The following is a 14,938-nucleotide window of genomic DNA, read 5'->3' as shown; positions in this document are numbered from 1 at the left end:
CTTGTGTGGACAGCCTACGCGGCGCGCTGTGCGACGCGCCAGGCGGAAAGCGCCTCGGTCGTCATGGTCGGCACGAACTCGGTGACCTCGTAGCGCGCGACGCCCGCACGGGCGAACGGATCCTCACCCAGCACGGCGTCCAGCGCGGCGCGGCTGGGCGCATTGGCGACGATGATGCCGCCGTCGCGCGGCACCTTGCGCCCCGACATCAGGAAGGTTCCGTTCGCATAATGCGCGGCGAGGAAATCGCGGTGCGCGGCAAGGTGCGCATCGACCTCCTCGAGCGGGGCGGTATAGCTGAGCGAAACGATGAACATGGATCCGGGATCAGAACGGCATCTTGAAGCCGGGCGGCAGGCCAGGCATGCCGGCGGTCAGGCCGCTCATCTTTTCCGCGGCGGTGGCTTCGGCCTTGCGCACGGCGTCGTTGAAGGCGGCGGCGACCAGGTCTTCCAGCATGTCCTTGTCGTCGGCCAACAGCGATGGATCGATCTGGACGCGCTTGACGTCGTTCTTGCAGGTCATCGTGACCTTCACCAGGCCGGCGCCGGACTGGCCTTCGACTTCGACGAGGGCCAGCTGCTCCTGCGCCTTCTTCATGTTGTCCTGCATGGCTTGCGCCTGTTTCATCAAGCCTGCGAGCTGGTTTTTCATCATGATGCTGTTCTCCAATGATCGGATAGTAAATGGGGTTCGAACGGGTCAGGCGGCCGGCGGCTTCACCGAGCCGGGCACGACGAAGGCATTGAAGGTGCGCTCCATCTCCTGGACAAAAGCGTCGCCGGCGACGACCGCCTCGGCCTGGCGCTGGCGCTCCTCGCGCGCGGCCTTGGCTTCGGCGCTGGCCGTGTACCAGACAGGTCCAAGCTCGGTCTCGAGATTGACCCGCTTGTCGGGGAAACGTTCCTGCAAGGCCGCCTGCAGTTTTTTCGCTGTTGCCGCTGGCGCGCAGGGTGTCGACCGGCACGCGCAGGCGGAACACGATCGAGCCGGCGTCGGCGTGGCAGCCAATCAATTCAGTCTGCAGCGCCAGCTGCTGCGACACGCCGCGCAGTGCCAGCGAGGCGGTCCAGGGCCGGCCAGTTGCCGTCCCAATCGATCTGCGGCACCGGTGTGACGACATAGGCATGCGGCGGCGCGCTCGGTGCGCGCACCGGCGCCGGCGCGGTCACGACGGCCGGCGCTTCGGAGGCGACGGCGGTGTCGTCGGAAAATTCGGTCACCCACGAGGGCGGACCGTCTTCGCCGGCGCCCGCATCGTAAGCTGCGCGCGCCTGCGGTTGCTGGCGCATGTCGGCCTGGGCGTGCGCCTGTGCCCGGGCCTGGCCTTGCGGACGGTCCCGGGGCGGCGTACCGCCGCCTTGCGCTGGGGACATGCCGGCCGTGGGCGCAGGCGGCGGCGCCATCCGCGCACCGGTGCCGCCCGGAGGCGCGGACGGGCCGACCTGGATCGGCCGCGCCGGCGCTGCCGGTTCGGCGGCTGGTGCCGAAGGTGCTGGCGGCGGCGCATCGGCGCCTGGACGCTTGGCCGGCGCGCGCTGGCCAGAAGCCGCACGCGCCGCTTCCAGCGCGGCATTGATGGCGGCACGCGCCGAATTCATGGCCGGCGCCGGGTTGGCGGCCGCCGCGGGTGCGCTCGGTGGCGCTGGACGTGGCGCTGCGGCTGCCGGCGCCGCCGGCGCGCTCGCCTGTGCTGGTGCTGCCGCCGCTGCCGCGGCACGTGGCGCGCCCGGTGCCGCACGCGGCGCGCTTGCCACAGGCGCGGCTGGCAGGCTGTCGGCACCGCCCTGCCCCGGACGGAAAGCCAGCATGCGCAGCAAGGTCATCGTGAAGCCCGCATACTCGTCCGGCGCCAGGCCGATCTCGTTACGCCCGTGCACGGCGATCTGGTAATACAGCTGCACTTCCTGCGCATCGAAGCGCTGCGCCAGGCGCAGGATGTCGGCCAGTTCAGGCAAATCCTGCGGCACCGCGTTCGGCACCGATTGCGCCAGCGCGATGCGGTGCAGCAGCGTGCCCGTGTCTTGCAGCGCGCCGTTGTACGACAGGCTGCGGCTGGCCATTTCGTCGGCCACGGCCAGCAGGTCGGCGCCGTTCTGGGCAGCCAGCGCGTCGAGCAGGCGCACGAGGTAGGACTGGTCGAGCGCGCCGAGCATGCCCTGCACGGCTTCCGGGTGACGGCGCCGGCGGCATAGGCAATGGCCTGGTCGGTCAGCGACAGCGCGTCGCGCATCGAGCCGTGGGCGCCCTGCGCCAGGAGGCGCAGCGCGGGTTGTTCGAAGCTCACGCCTTCCTGGCCGAGGATGTTCTCGAGGTGGCCGACGATGTGACCGGGCGGCATTTGCTTGAGGTTGAACTGGAGGCAGCGTGACAGCACCGTCACCGGGATCTTCTGCGGATCGGTGGTCGCGAGGATGAATTTGACGTGCTCGGGCGGCTCTTCCAGCGTCTTCAGCATCGAGTTGAAGGCGTGGTTGGTCAGCATGTGCACCTCGTCGATCATGTAGACCTTGAAGCGTGCATTGCTGGGCGCGTAGACGGCCTGCTCGAGCAGCTGCGCCATTTCGTCGACGCCGCGGTTCGACGCGGCGTCCATCTCTATATAGTCGACGAAGCGGCCGGCATCGATCGCGCGGCAAGCCTCGCATTGCCCACAAGGCGCGGCGGTGATGCCGCCCTGCCCGTCCGGACCGGTACAGTTGAGCGACTTGGCAAGAATGCGCGACAGCGTGGTCTTGCCGACCCCGCGCGTCCCCGTAAACAGGTAGGCATGGTGCAGGCGGCCCGAGCCGAGCGCGTGCGTGAGCGCGCGCACGACGTGCTCCTGGCCGACCAGCGTTTCGAAGTTCTTGGGGCGGTATTTGCGGGCGAGGACTTGATAGGACATGCCACGATTTTACCGCAGTTGGGCCATGCCGCGAACATTACCGGCTGAGGCCGGGATGAAGATTGCATGCAAATGTGCAACTTCTGTCTTGACAGGCAAACAATTGTCGAGCAGATAGAAGCGCCGGCACGAGATGCCGAACAGAGAATGCAGAGGGGAAGGTACAACGAGGAAAACGAAGGAGGCGAGCCTGATCTGCGGCACTTGCGGTGAACGGCTTTGGCTGCTTCGTTCCCGACCTGACCAGGTAAACCATGCCACAATGCGCAGGGGCCCGCCAGCGCGCATTATAACCCAGCGCGCGGCTTTGTGGGCAGCGATTTCAATGGGTGGGCAGGGCCGCCATCCGCAGCCCTGCCCGCCCCTCGCTACAGGCCCAGTTGCTGCCAGATCGCATCGACGCGTGTTTTCACGTCTGGCGCCATCACGATCGGCGTACCCCATTCGCGATTCGTTTCGCCTGGCCACTTGTTGGTGGCGTCGATGCCCATCTTGCTGCCCAGCCCGCTGATAGGCGAGGCGAAGTCGAGGTAGTCGATCGGCGTGTTGTCGACCAGGACCGTGTCGCGCGTCGGATCGACCCGGGTCGTGATGGCCCAGATCACTTCCTTCCAGTCGCGCACGTCGACATCCTCGTCCACCACGACGATGAACTTCGTATACATGAACTGGCGCAAGAAACTCCAGACCCCGAACATCACGCGCTTGGCGTGGCCGGCGTACTGCTTCTTCATCTGCACCACGGCCATGCGGTAGCTGCAGCCTTCCGGCGGCAGGTAGAAGTCGGTGATCTCGCTGAACTGCTTCTGCAGGAGCGGGATGAAGACTTCATTGAGCGCCACGCCCAGCACGGCCGGCTCGTCGGGCGGCTTGCCGGTGTAGGTGGAGTGATAGATGGGGTCGCGCCGCATCGTGATGCGGTCGATCGTGAACACGGGGAAGCTGTCCTGCTCGTTGTAATAGCCGGTATGGTCGCCGTACGGCCCTTCCAGCGCATGCTCGAAGCCGGACGGGTGGTTCGCATCCGGGTAGATATGCCCTTCCAGCACGATTTCGCTCGACGCCGGAACGCGCAGTTCGCTGCCGATGGCTTTCGTCAGCACCGTGCGCTGGCCCCGCAGCAGGCCTGCGAACTGGTATTCCGACAGACTGTCCGGCACCGGCGTCACCGCGCCGAGAATGGTGGCGGGGTCGGCCCCGAGGGCCACCGCCACCGGATAGGGCTGGCCCGGGTTGGCGATCGCGTGCTCGCGGAAGTCGAGCGCGCCGCCGCGGTGCGCCAGCCAGCGCATGATCACCTTGTTCGGCCCCAGCACCTGCTGGCGGTAGATGCCCAGGTTCTGGCGCTTCTTGTTCGGCCCCTTGGTGACCACCAGTCCCCAGGTGATGAGAGGCGCGACGTCGCCCGGCCAGCAATGCTGGATCGGCAGGCGGGCAAGGTCCACGTCCTGCCCTTCCCAGACGATTTCCTGGCAGGCGGCGCCCTTCACTTCCTTCGGCGCCATGTCCCATACGGCTTTCACGAGGGACCCGAGTCCCATGATGTCCTTGAAGCCGCGCGGCGGTTCCGGTTCCTTCAGGCGCGCCAGCACGTGACCGATGCGGCGCAGTTCGCTTACGTCGCTGGCACCCATGCCCAGGGCCACGCGCTGCGGCGTGCCGAACAGGTTGGCCAGCACCGGCATCGCATGCCTGCCGCCGCGCGCATCCGTCGCATGGTCGAACAACAGTGCCGGGCCGGCGGCGCGCAGCGTGCGGTCGCAGACCTCGGTCATCTCCAGATGGGTGGAAATGGGGAGGCCAACGTGCTTTAATTCGCCGTTTTGTTGCAGCTGGGACATAAAATCCCGGAGATCGGAATATTTCATCAAGTTTTGCTTGTTTTTTCGATTGCTTGCGGTTAATCAAATTGCGCCGCCAAGTATTTGATTTGGCAAGGTATTGCTGAGCTCACCCAAGATAAGTAAGATTCAAAAGTAATAAAGGGCAGTCGTGCTAGTATTGACTTGGTATAAACGACCGCCTAGAATCCACCCTACTTGATGAGACGGCCACATGTAGACGAGATTCTAGCCGTTCTCATACATTCACGGGGTCGGGGCCCCATATGACATTTTAAGGAGTGTTTTCTTTAGGCGTCTGCCTACCCTCCCCGAGACAGTTGTTGAGCCACTGGACCATTCCCCACTGGGAAGCGCGACCAGCTGAAGCAAAGCAATGACGGCGTTTCGGTCTTCCACACAGGAAGCCCTGACGATTTTTCTGATGCACGGCATCCGACCTCCGCAGCGCCCATAGCGCAGCGACGGGATCATTTTTGCCGCGACAAAGGGGACTTCGATGATCAATCGTTTGTTCGGTACGAGCGCAAGGCTCGTCCAATCCATGGCCAGCCAGCCAATCACGTTTTCGCAAGTGAGCAAGACGGCACGTGGTCTGTTGACCACCATGCAGCACACACTGACCGTGTTCGGTCTCTCGGCAGTGGCGGTACTGGCCCTGCTCTACACGAACCCGGATGCCGCCAGGAAGGTGTCCGAACTGTTGTCTCCCGAAGCCGACAGCGCGCCTGCCGGCGTGACCGTCGTCCGTGCACCGGCGCCTGCCGCCCAGCCTGTCGTGGCCGAGGCCGCGCCGGAACCCGCCGAGCCCAAGGTGCTCGGCAACAGCAGGCAGCAAAAGAACGTGACCTCGTGGCTGGCCAAGCGCTACCGCGTGGCCGGCGACGCCGCCAACATGCTCGTCTCGACCGCCTACACGACGGCGCACGAGATGAAACTCGACCCGCTCCTGATCCTTGCGGTCATGGCGATCGAATCGGGCCTGAATCCCTTTGCGGAAAGCCCGATGGGCGCCAAGGGCCTGATGCAGGTCATGGCCAAGGTCCACCACGACAAGTTCGAGGAAGTCGGCGGCACCCAGGCAGCCCTGAACCCGGTCGCCAACATCCGTGTCGGCGCCCAGATCCTCAAGGACTACGTCAAGCGCACCGGCTCGGTCGAAGGCGCCCTGAAGACCTACGTCGGCGCGGCCGACATGGAAAGCGACTCCGGCTACGGTGCCAAGGTCCTGGCCGAATACCACCGCCTGAAGGCGGTCGCCGGCGGCAAGCACGTGCCGACCACCAACGCTCCTGCCGCACCGAGCCAGATGGTCGTCAACAAGGCGGCGCCAGCGGCACCGGCCACGCCCGCCCCGGACAGCGCCCCCGCGCCGAAAGCCGAGGAAGCCCCGGCGGCCGAAGCCCACACCGATGCGCTGGCCAACCTGTAAGCGCTATTAACCTTCACTCCTCATGGTCCACCGCTCGCGGTGGCTTTTTTATGGCGCGGACGCAGGGTGTGCGGCTCCACGCCGTCGCAGGCCGAGCCCGCGCCCTTCGCGCCGCCCACGCGATCAACCCACGTCGGCACCCACGCGCCCCACGGGTACACGCCTGCCCGCATCACCCAACAAAAAAGCCACCGCGCCGCGAGGCATCGGTGGCTTACGAGCCGGCCCTACTAATATATATAGAGCGCGTGGCGAATCTCAGCGGCGCACGTCGGCCGCGACTTCCTCCGGACGCAGCCTGCCCGCCAGCTTGTCGAGCACGCCGTTCACATACTTGTGGCCGTCAATGCCGCCGAAGGACTTGGTCAGCTCGACCGCTTCGTTGATGACGACGCGGTACGGAATCTCCGGATGGTTCTTCAGCTCGTAGGCGCCCAGCAGCAGCACGCCGTGCTCGATCGGGGACAGTTCCGTGATCGTACGGTCGATCAGGGGGGCAATCGCTTCGCGCAGCTCGATCGAGGTGCTGATGGTGCCGTTGAGCAGTGCCGCGAAATATTCGCCATCGGCCTTGTCGAAGCCGTGGGCGCCGCGGATGTTGTTCGTCACGGTGCTCGACGGCTCGTTGTTGAGCAGCCATTGGTACAGGCCCTGCAGCGCGAACTCGCGCGCGCGGTGGCGCGGGGTGCGGTTCTTGCTCGGGTTGGCGTGGGTGGTCTTGTCGTTCATATGCGTCCTTCTCTGCTTTCTGCTGCTTACTCTTCTTCTTCCGGATGCAGCTCTTCGAGCGCCATCAGGAGGTTGGCCATCTCGACCGCGACCCGTGCGGCGTCGGTGCCCTTCTCGGCCATGCGCGCTTCGGCCTGCTCGTCGGTCTCGGTGGTCAGCACGGCGTTGGCGATCGGGATGCCGTAATCCAGGCCGATGCGGGTGATGCCGGCGCCGGACTCGTTCGAGACCAGCTCGAAGTGGTAGGTTTCGCCGCGGATGACGGCGCCCAGCGCAATCAGGGCGTCGAACTGCTGGGTCTCGGCCATCTTCTGCAGCGCCAGCGGGATTTCCAGTGCACCCGGAACGGTCACGTGCAGGATGTCCTCGTCGGCCACGCCCAGGTGCTTCAGTTCGGCCAGGCACGACGACAGCAGGCCATGCCCGACGTCGGCGTTGAAGCGCGCCTGCACGATCCCGATGCGCAGGTCTTCGCCCGTCATATTGCTTTCATAAGTTCCTACCGTCATGGCTACCCTCTTCTGTGATTTGTTCGTTTCAATAATGTGATCCTACCCTGTCTCGAAGCCTCGGGAAACCGTAGCGAGCGGAAGGAGTGTTGGCCAAGAAGCGCAGCTGTACAAACGCACAGCGAGCATCGCAGGCCGACAATCCGACGCGCAGCAGGTTTATCGAGGCTCAAGCCGCCGGACAGGCGATGTATCCGGTCACCTCGAGATCGAAACCGGTCATCGAGGGCATCTTGCGCGGATTGGCCAGCAGCTTCATCTTGCCCACGCCCAGTTCCTTCAGGATCTGGGCGCCGATGCCATAGGTGCGCAGGTCCATCGTCGCCGCGCGGCCGCTCGGGCGAGCGCCGGGCGCGTCGATCGAGGCGAACTGGGCGAAGAGCTGCTCGGCGGTCTCGCCGCAGTTGAGCAGCACCAGCACGCCGCTGTCGGCGGCCTTGATCGCGTCCATGGCCGAGGCCATGGTCCAGGAGTGGGTGGTGGCGCGGTGTTCCAGCACGTCCAGGATCGAGACCGGCTGGTGCACGCGCACCAGGGTTTCATCCTCGCGTTTGAGCTCGCCATGCACCATCGCCAGGTGGGCGCTGCCGCTCGGCTTGTCGCGGTAGGCGATCAGCTTGAACTCGCCGTGGGCGGTGTTCAGGGTACGCTCGGCAACGCGCTCGACCAGGCTCTCGTTCTGGCTGCGGTAGTGGATCAGGTCGGCGATCGTGCCGATCTTCAGGTTGTGTTCTTTCGCGAACTCGATCAGGTCCGGCAGGCGCGCCATCGTGCCGTCTTCCTTGATGATCTCGCAGATCACCGAGGCCGGGGTCAGTCCGCCCATTTCGGTCAGGTCGCAGCCGGCTTCGGTGTGGCCGGCGCGCATCAGCACACCGCCCTTGACCGCACGCAGCGGGAAGATGTGGCCCGGCTGCACCAGGTCGTCGGGACGGGCGCCCTTGTTCACGGCCACCTGGATCGTGCGGGCACGGTCCGCCGCCGAGATGCCGGTGGTGACACCTTCTGCCGCCTCGATCGAGACGGTGAAATTGGTGCCGAAGGAGGTGCCGTTACGGGTCGTCATCATCGGCAGCGCCAGGCGGTCGCAGATCTCTTCCGAGAGCGTCAGGCAGACCAGGCCACGGGCATGGCGGATCATGAAGTTGATCGCCTCCGGGGTAACGAAGTCGGCGGCCAGCACCAGGTCGCCTTCGTTCTCGCGGTCTTCCTCGTCCACGAGAATGACCATGCGCCCTGCGCGCAGTTCGGCAACGATTTCCTGGGTGCTGGAGATAGACATGTGATTTCCTTGAAACAGTGACGCATCGTGCGTAATCCGCTATTTTAAAGGATTTACCAGCTTTCAACCGGCCCTGGCGAGGAGCTCGGCAGCAGAATTTCCCTCCAGCGGGCAGACGGCGCAACTCGCCACATACGGAAATGCGGATCGCGCCGCAAACGTTGCAGTAGTGCAACGCAATTGGATTTGTTCAAGAACAATTGTTAATTTTCACGTTTTGCAATGCAACTTTCTCGTGTCTCGCGACATTGGCTGGATTATGATGCAGCGATCTGGTCTAACGCGCCGCGTGCTGCCGTCGGCGCATTCCTGGAGTTGTCATGTTGGTACCGATATTCGCGCCTCAGTCCACCGCCGCAGCCCGGGAGACGTGCTGATGGCAACCATCCTCATCGTCGATGACCGGCCGAGCAACCGCGCCTACCTGCTCGCGCTGCTCGGCTTTACCGAACATCGGCTGCTCGAAGCCGAGGACGGCGCCGCCGCCCTCGCGCTGGTACGCGCCGAGCGTCCCGAGCTGATCATTACCGACATCCTGATGCCGACCATGGACGGCTACGAGTTCGTCCAGCGCCTGCGCGCCGACCGCAACCTTGCCGCCACCCGCATCATTTTCTATTCTGCCGTGTATGCCGAACGCGAGACGATAGCGATGGCGCGCAGCTGCGGCGTGCGTACGGTGCTGAGTAAACCTTCCGATCCGCAGGACATCCTCGACGCCGTGAACGCCGAACTGGGCATGACCGACAGCGCCACCGCGCCGGCCGCCGCCGCGGCCGCGCGCGAGCTCGCTCCCTTCCTGCCGACGCCGCCCGTGCCCGAGGACAGCCGCGTCTCGGTGCGCCTGGCCGCGCTCGAGGAGATGCTGCTGCACCCGGTGGGCGAGCGCAAGGTCGAGGGCCTCGTCGAGGCCTTCCGCAAGGCGGCCGCGCCCCTGCTCGGCGCCGACGGCTTCGCCCTGTGCCTGCTCGACAGCGACGAGCGCAGCGTACGCCACCTGTGTACCGAAGGCTTCGAGCGCGACCTGATCGCGCCGCACGCCGGCACCGCCACCCGCCTGCCGGGCGCGCTGCTGCACGCGCGCCAGCCCCTGCTGCTCGGGCCGGGCGACCCGATGCTGGCCGCCCTGCCGCCCGGCCACCCGCGCTGCGGCTCCTTCCTTGGCCTGGCCGTGCGCGACCTGCGCCAGCTGCATGGCTGGATCTACTTCCTGCGCTGCCCCGGTGCGGCGCCCTTCACGCGCGAGGACGAGCGCTGGGCCGCGGCGCTGGCGGCGCACCTGGCGCTGGCCTACGAGAACCTGAACCTGTACGGCGTCGTGCAGCGCCACGCCGCCCAGCTGCAGCTGGAAGCGACCGCGCGTGCCCAGGCCGACGCCGCCCTGCGCGAGAGCGAACACCGGCTCGAGCTGGCGCGCCAGGTATTCGACAGCACCCAGGAAAGCATCATGATGACCGACGCCTGCGCCAACATCGTCGCCGTCAACCCCGCCTTCGAGCAGATCACGGGCTACCGCGAGTTCGAGGTCATCGGCAAGAACCCGCGCATCCTGCGCTCGGGCCGGCACGAAACGCCCTTCTACGGCAAGATGTGGAGCTGCCTGGAAGAGCACGGCCAGTGGCGCGGCGAGATCTGGAACCGGCGCAAGAACGGCGAGGTCTACCCCGAGCGCACCAGCATCAGCGCGGTGCGCGACGACGACGGCAAGCTCACCGCCTATGTCTCGGTCTCCACCGACCTGTCGGCCCTGAAGGCCGCCCACAACCAGCTCGACTTCCTGTCGAATCACGACGCTCTCACCCTGCTGCCGAACCGCTCGCTGTTCCACGACCGCCTGCAGCAGGCGATCGCCGCCGCGCGCCGCGACGGCAGCCAGCTGGCACTCCTGCTGGTGAACGTCGACCGCCTCTCGCGCATCAACGACAGCCTGGGCCACTCGGCCGGGGACGCCCTGCTGCGCGAAGTGGCGCGCCGCGCCAGCGAGATCGCCGGCCCCGCCGACACGGTGGCGCGCCTGTCCGGCGATGAGTTCGTGCTGCTCACCAGCTGCGAGGACACCGAGGACATCATCCTCGCGGCGCAGCGCCTGATCGAAGCGGTCGCCCAGCCACATTCGATCGGGGGCCACGACGTCGTCGTCACCGCCAGCGTCGGCATCAGCGTCTTCCCGCGCGACGGCAATGCCCCGGGCGACCTGCTGAAAGCGGCCGACGCCGCGCTGGCGCACCAGAAGGACGCCGGCCGCAACGGCTTCCGCTTCTTCAAGGGCGAGATGAACGACGAGGCGATGCGCTGGCTGGCGCTGGAAACGCGGCTGCGGCGCGCCATCGGCCGCGCCGAGCTGGCACTGCACTTCCAGCCGCAGGTGGCGCGCGCGGACGGCCGCGTGCTTGGCATGGAGGCGCTGCTGCGCTGGCAGAGCTCCGAACTGGGGCGGGTCTCGCCGGCCGACTTCATTCCGCTGGCCGAGGACACCGGCCTGATCCTGCCGATCGGCGACTGGGTGATCCGCCAGGCCTGCCTGCAGAACAAGGCCTGGCAGGACGCGGGCCTGCCGCGCGTGCCGCTGGCGGTGAACGTCTCGGCGCACCAGTTCAAGGCCGGCACTGTGCCTGCCGTGGTGCGCGCCTCGCTGCTCGAATCGGGCCTGGAAGCGCGCTACCTCGAGATCGAGCTGACCGAAAGCGTGATGCTGGGCGATACCAGCGCGGCCGAGGCCCAGCTGGCCGAGCTGCGCGCGATGGGCGTGTCGCTCTCGCTCGACGACTTCGGCACCGGCTATTCCTCGCTCGGCTACCTGTCGCGCTTCTCGCTCGACAAGCTCAAGATCGACCAGGCTTTTGTCCGCAACATCACCACCGATACGCGCAGCGCGGCCATCGCCCAGGCCACCATCGCCCTGGCCGACGGCCTGTCGCTGCGCGTGGTGGCCGAAGGCGTCGAGACGCTGGCCCAGCGCGATTTCCTCGGCCGCATCGGCTGCGATGTGCTGCAGGGCTACCTGTACAGCCAGCCCCTCCCCGCGCGCGAAATGGAAAGCCTGCTGCGGGCCGGCTACGTTAAGGTTTGACTTGCCCCGCGTGGCGGCGCGGCGACCGTTACAATGGCGGCTCGCCGCCTTTGCCACGGATTCGCCGATGACCGCCATGTTTTCACGCTTCTCGTCCCTCCTTCGCCTGGTTCCAGGCTTCGTATTCGCCGCCGCCCTCCTGCTGCCCGCCGGGGCCGGGGCCGCCCTGAAACTGGACGCGCCGATTCCCGTCGGCCCCCAGGTCAAGGTCGGCAAGCTCGCCAACGGCCTGACCTGGTATATCCAGAAGAACGCCCGCCCCGAGCGCAAGCTCGAACTGCGCCTGGTGATCAAGGCCGGCTCGATCCTGGAAGACGAGGACCAGCAGGGCCTGGCCCATTTTGTGGAGCACATGGCCTTCAATGGCTCGACCCACTTCCAGAAGCATGAGCTGGTGGACTACCTGCAGTCGATTGGCGTGAAGTTCGGTGCGGACCTGAATGCCTACACGTCCTTCGACGAAACGGTCTACGTCCTGCCGATTCCGACCGACCGGCCCGAGAACGTCAAGCGCGCCTTCCAGGTGCTGGAAGACTGGGCCCACGGTATCGCTTTCGACGAAGCGGTCATCGAAAAGGAGCGCGGCATCGTGCTCGAGGAACTCCGCCTCGGCAAGGGTGCGGGCGACCGCATCGGCAAGAAACTCTACCCGAAGATCTACAACGGCTCGCGCTATGCCGAGCGCCTGCCGATCGGGAAGGAAGAAGTGCTGCGCAGCTTCCCGCCCGAAGCACTGCGCCGCTTCTACCGCGACTGGTACCGGCCCGACCTGATGGCCGTGGTAGTGGTCGGCGACATCGAGCCGGCGGCGGCCGAAAAGCTGATCCGCACGCATTTTTCGAAGCTGACCAATCCTCGCCCTGCCCGCCTGCGCCCCTATGCCGAGATTGGGCGCCGCGAAGAGACCGAGGCCGTCATCGTCACCGACCGCGAAGCGACGGGTAACGGCCTCCTGATCCGCTATCCGGTGCAGCCGGTGCGCGAGCCAAGCACGGTGCGCGGCTACCGCGAGGGCCTGGTCGAGAGCCTGTTCACCGGCATGCTCAATGGCCGGCTGCAGGAACTGACGCAGCTGCCGGACCCGCCCTTCCTGGGAGGCTCGAGCGCCTTCGGCAAGCTCACACCTTTCCATAAATCCTTCAATGCCAGCGCCGTCGTGAAACCCGGCGGCGCAAACAAGGCCATCGACGCCCTGGTGCGCGAGAACGAACGCGCGCGCCGCCACGGCTTCGGCGCCGCCGAACTGGAGCGGGCGAAGAAGGACATGATGCGCAGCTTCGAACGCACCTACAACGAACGCGAGAAGACCGATTCCGGCGCCTACGTGGCCGAATACATGCGCAACTTCCTGCAGCAGGAACCGATTCCCGGCATCGTCGCCGAATTCGGCTACGCGCGCCAGATGCTGCCGACGATCTCGCTCGAGGAAATGAACGCCTACGCGCGCCGCACCATCCCCGCCAATTCCGGCAAGCTGGTGATCTACAGCGGCATCGAGCGCGCCGACCTGCCGCCCCCGAGCGGCGAGTCGCTGCTGGCGGCGGTGGCCGGCGCCGAGCAGGCCGAAGTCGCGCCCTATGTCGAGAAATCCCTGGGCAAGCTGATGGCAGAGCCGCCGCAGCCCGGCAAGATCGTCGCCGAGCGCCAGGACAAGGCCCTGGGCCTGACGCACCTGACGCTGTCGAACGGCGTCAAGGTGATCCTGAAAGCCACCGACTTCCGCAACGACCAGGTGCTGCTGAGCGCGGCCCGCTATGGTGGCCAGAGCCTGTACGGCGACGGCGACATCCTCAACGCCCGCTACGCCAGCGCGATCGTCGCCAGCATGGGCCTGAAGGATTATTCGCCGCTCGACCTGTCGAAGGTGTTGGCCGGCAAAGCGGCCGCCGTCACCGTCGGCCTGTCCGGCTACAGCGAGGTGATCGGGGCCTCGTCGGGCGCGACCGACATCGAGACCATGCTGCAGCTCCTGTGGCTGCGCTTCGATACCGTGCGCCGCGACGAGGACCTGTTCAAGTCCTTCATCGGCAAGCAGGTCGAAGCCGCGCGCAACCGCGATGCGCAGCCAGGCGCGCGCTTCGGCGACGCGCTCGTCGCCACCCTCTACAACAACCACCCGCGCGCGCCACGGCCGCTGCGTCCGGAAGAGTATGCGCAGATCGACCTGGACCGCAGCATCGCGATCTACCGCGAGCGCTTCGCGAGCGCGAAGGACCTGACCTTCGTGATGGTCGGCAGCTTCGACCTGGAGCGGGTGAAACCGCTGCTGGCAACCTACCTCGGCAGCCTGCCCACGCCCGAGCTTCCGATCGGCTGGCGCGACGTCGGCCTGCGCCCCGTGCGCGGCGTGGTCAAGCGCGCGGTCCATAGCGGCACCGAACCGAAGAGCACGATTTCGCTGACCTTCACCGGCGAAGCGCCGTTCTCGGAAGACGAGCAGATGCGCCTGCAGGCACTGAGCGAAGTGCTCAACATCCGCATCATCGAGGTGCTGCGCGAGAAGATGTCGCTGATCTACGGCGGCAGCGCCGGCGGTTCGCTCGGCCGCATCCCTTACGGCAGCTATTCGCTGTCGCTGACGCTGCCGACCGGCCCGGAAAACGTCGACAAGGTGATCGCCGCCACGTTCGAGGAATTCGACCGCCTCAAACGCGAGGGTCCGAGCGCGGCCGACCTGGCCAAGGTCAAGCAGAACTGGATCCAGAACTACCGCAAGGCGCTGCGCGAGAACGGCTACTGGCTGGGACGCATCCAGTCGGCGCTGATGGACGGCACCGACCCGGCCACCCTCCTCACCCACGAGGCCCGCGTGGAAGCGCTGAGCGTGGCCGACGTGCAGCAGGCGGCGCGGCGCTACCTGGACACGAACAACTACGTGCAGGTGGTGCTGTATCCGGAGAAGAAAGCGAAAGCGGCGCAGCCGTCGCAGCAGCCCGCGCCTGCCATGAAGGAAGCGGCCGCCGCCCAGGCAAACTGACCCTGGGGTAGTACGCTATTGCCTGAACCGCCGGCGTATGGCGGCTCACGGAAACGTCGCGAGCGGCGATTTCGCTGCCGCGGGTGCAAGGCGAAGCCTGTAGCGCGTGGGCACGGAGTGCCCACCCTGGGTTGCCCGGGTGTTGATCGCCGCGAATGCTCGATGCCTGTCCGCAGACCGTTGGCAAGAACCGCAGGGTGGGCGGGGCCGC

Annotated in this window: 9 protein-coding genes, 1 other RNA gene and 1 pseudogene; 3 read left to right on the top strand and 8 right to left on the bottom strand. The window is 66.3% G+C overall.

Going from position 1 to position 14,938, the window contains the following annotated elements; all coding sequences use genetic code 11:
- Positions 1-14: 14 nt before the first annotated feature.
- From G4G31_RS12230 to ubiD, 5 genes and pseudogenes are all read right to left on the bottom strand, one after another.
- Positions 15-317 carry a YciI family protein gene (locus G4G31_RS12230; protein WP_182987951.1) on the bottom strand — a complete coding sequence of 101 codons (303 nt, stop codon included), beginning with the start codon at positions 315-317 and terminating at the stop codon, positions 15-17.
- A 10-nt stretch (positions 318-327) separates the two neighbouring features.
- The gene (locus tag G4G31_RS12225) at positions 328-657 is read right to left on the bottom strand and encodes a YbaB/EbfC family nucleoid-associated protein (RefSeq protein WP_182987950.1); all 330 of its coding nucleotides are present in this window, start codon (positions 655-657) and stop codon (positions 328-330) included.
- Between the two features lie 45 nt (positions 658-702).
- A pseudogene (locus G4G31_RS12220) lies at positions 703-2,887 on the bottom strand (DNA polymerase III subunit gamma/tau).
- A gap of 180 nt (positions 2,888-3,067) precedes the next feature.
- Positions 3,068-3,166: signal recognition particle sRNA small type (gene ffs / locus G4G31_RS12215), an RNA gene on the bottom strand.
- A gap of 89 nt (positions 3,167-3,255) precedes the next feature.
- Positions 3,256-4,755, bottom strand: a complete 1,500-nt coding sequence (gene ubiD / locus G4G31_RS12210) for a 4-hydroxy-3-polyprenylbenzoate decarboxylase (protein WP_182987949.1) — start codon at positions 4,753-4,755, stop codon at positions 3,256-3,258.
- A 517-nt stretch (positions 4,756-5,272) separates the two neighbouring features.
- Between ubiD and G4G31_RS12205 the strand changes: the two genes are divergently transcribed.
- Positions 5,273-6,160 carry a transglycosylase SLT domain-containing protein gene (locus G4G31_RS12205; protein WP_229424914.1) on the top strand — a complete coding sequence of 296 codons (888 nt, stop codon included), beginning with the start codon at positions 5,273-5,275 and terminating at the stop codon, positions 6,158-6,160.
- Between the two features lie 258 nt (positions 6,161-6,418).
- Here the strand turns inward: G4G31_RS12205 and nusB are convergent, their stop codons facing one another.
- The 3 genes from nusB to ribBA all read right to left on the bottom strand — a co-directional run bounded on the left by nusB (position 6,419) and on the right by ribBA (position 8,680).
- Positions 6,419-6,889, bottom strand: coding sequence for a transcription antitermination factor NusB (nusB, locus tag G4G31_RS12200; RefSeq protein ID WP_182987947.1), 471 nt, complete (start codon positions 6,887-6,889; stop codon positions 6,419-6,421).
- A 26-nt stretch (positions 6,890-6,915) separates the two neighbouring features.
- Complete coding sequence (ribH, locus tag G4G31_RS12195) at positions 6,916-7,398, bottom strand: 6,7-dimethyl-8-ribityllumazine synthase (protein ID WP_182987946.1); 483 nt, start codon at positions 7,396-7,398, stop codon at positions 6,916-6,918.
- A 169-nt stretch (positions 7,399-7,567) separates the two neighbouring features.
- Positions 7,568-8,680, bottom strand: a complete 1,113-nt coding sequence (gene ribBA, locus G4G31_RS12190; protein WP_182991621.1) for a bifunctional 3,4-dihydroxy-2-butanone-4-phosphate synthase/GTP cyclohydrolase II — start codon at positions 8,678-8,680, stop codon at positions 7,568-7,570.
- A gap of 376 nt (positions 8,681-9,056) precedes the next feature.
- Between ribBA and G4G31_RS12185 the strand changes: the two genes are divergently transcribed.
- Together G4G31_RS12185 and G4G31_RS12180 are read left to right on the top strand one after the other, a co-directional pair.
- Positions 9,057-11,750, top strand: a complete 2,694-nt coding sequence (locus G4G31_RS12185; RefSeq protein WP_182991620.1) for an EAL domain-containing protein — start codon at positions 9,057-9,059, stop codon at positions 11,748-11,750.
- 67 nt (positions 11,751-11,817) lie between these two features.
- Positions 11,818-14,727, top strand: coding sequence for a pitrilysin family protein (locus tag G4G31_RS12180; protein ID WP_229425563.1), 2,910 nt, complete (start codon positions 11,818-11,820; stop codon positions 14,725-14,727).
- The last annotated feature ends 211 nt before the right edge of the window (positions 14,728-14,938 follow it).

It is taken from the genome of Massilia sp. Se16.2.3 (assembly GCF_014171595.1).
Lineage (GTDB): Bacteria > Pseudomonadota > Gammaproteobacteria > Burkholderiales > Burkholderiaceae_D > Telluria.
The sequence above is the reverse complement of the archived record's forward strand: the minus strand, read 5'-3'. Positions and strand labels throughout refer to the sequence as shown.

What these genes read in the sequence shown, in the direction of transcription:
- ribH (WP_182987946.1), bottom strand. Translation starts at nt 7,398, where the DNA reads ATGACGGTAGGAACTTATGAAAGCAATATGACGGGCGAAGACCTGCGC.
- G4G31_RS12180 (WP_229425563.1), top strand. Translation starts at nt 11,818, where the DNA reads ATGACCGCCATGTTTTCACGCTTCTCGTCCCTCCTTCGCCTGGTTCCA.
- G4G31_RS12230 (WP_182987951.1), bottom strand. Translation starts at nt 317, where the DNA reads ATGTTCATCGTTTCGCTCAGCTATACCGCCCCGCTCGAGGAGGTCGAT.
- nusB (WP_182987947.1), bottom strand. Translation starts at nt 6,889, where the DNA reads ATGAACGACAAGACCACCCACGCCAACCCGAGCAAGAACCGCACCCCG.
- G4G31_RS12205 (WP_229424914.1), top strand. Translation starts at nt 5,273, where the DNA reads ATGGCCAGCCAGCCAATCACGTTTTCGCAAGTGAGCAAGACGGCACGT.
- ubiD (WP_182987949.1), bottom strand. Translation starts at nt 4,755, where the DNA reads ATGAAATATTCCGATCTCCGGGATTTTATGTCCCAGCTGCAACAAAAC.
- G4G31_RS12185 (WP_182991620.1), top strand. Translation starts at nt 9,057, where the DNA reads ATGGCAACCATCCTCATCGTCGATGACCGGCCGAGCAACCGCGCCTAC.
- ribBA (WP_182991621.1), bottom strand. Translation starts at nt 8,680, where the DNA reads ATGTCTATCTCCAGCACCCAGGAAATCGTTGCCGAACTGCGCGCAGGG.
- G4G31_RS12225 (WP_182987950.1), bottom strand. Translation starts at nt 657, where the DNA reads ATGATGAAAAACCAGCTCGCAGGCTTGATGAAACAGGCGCAAGCCATG.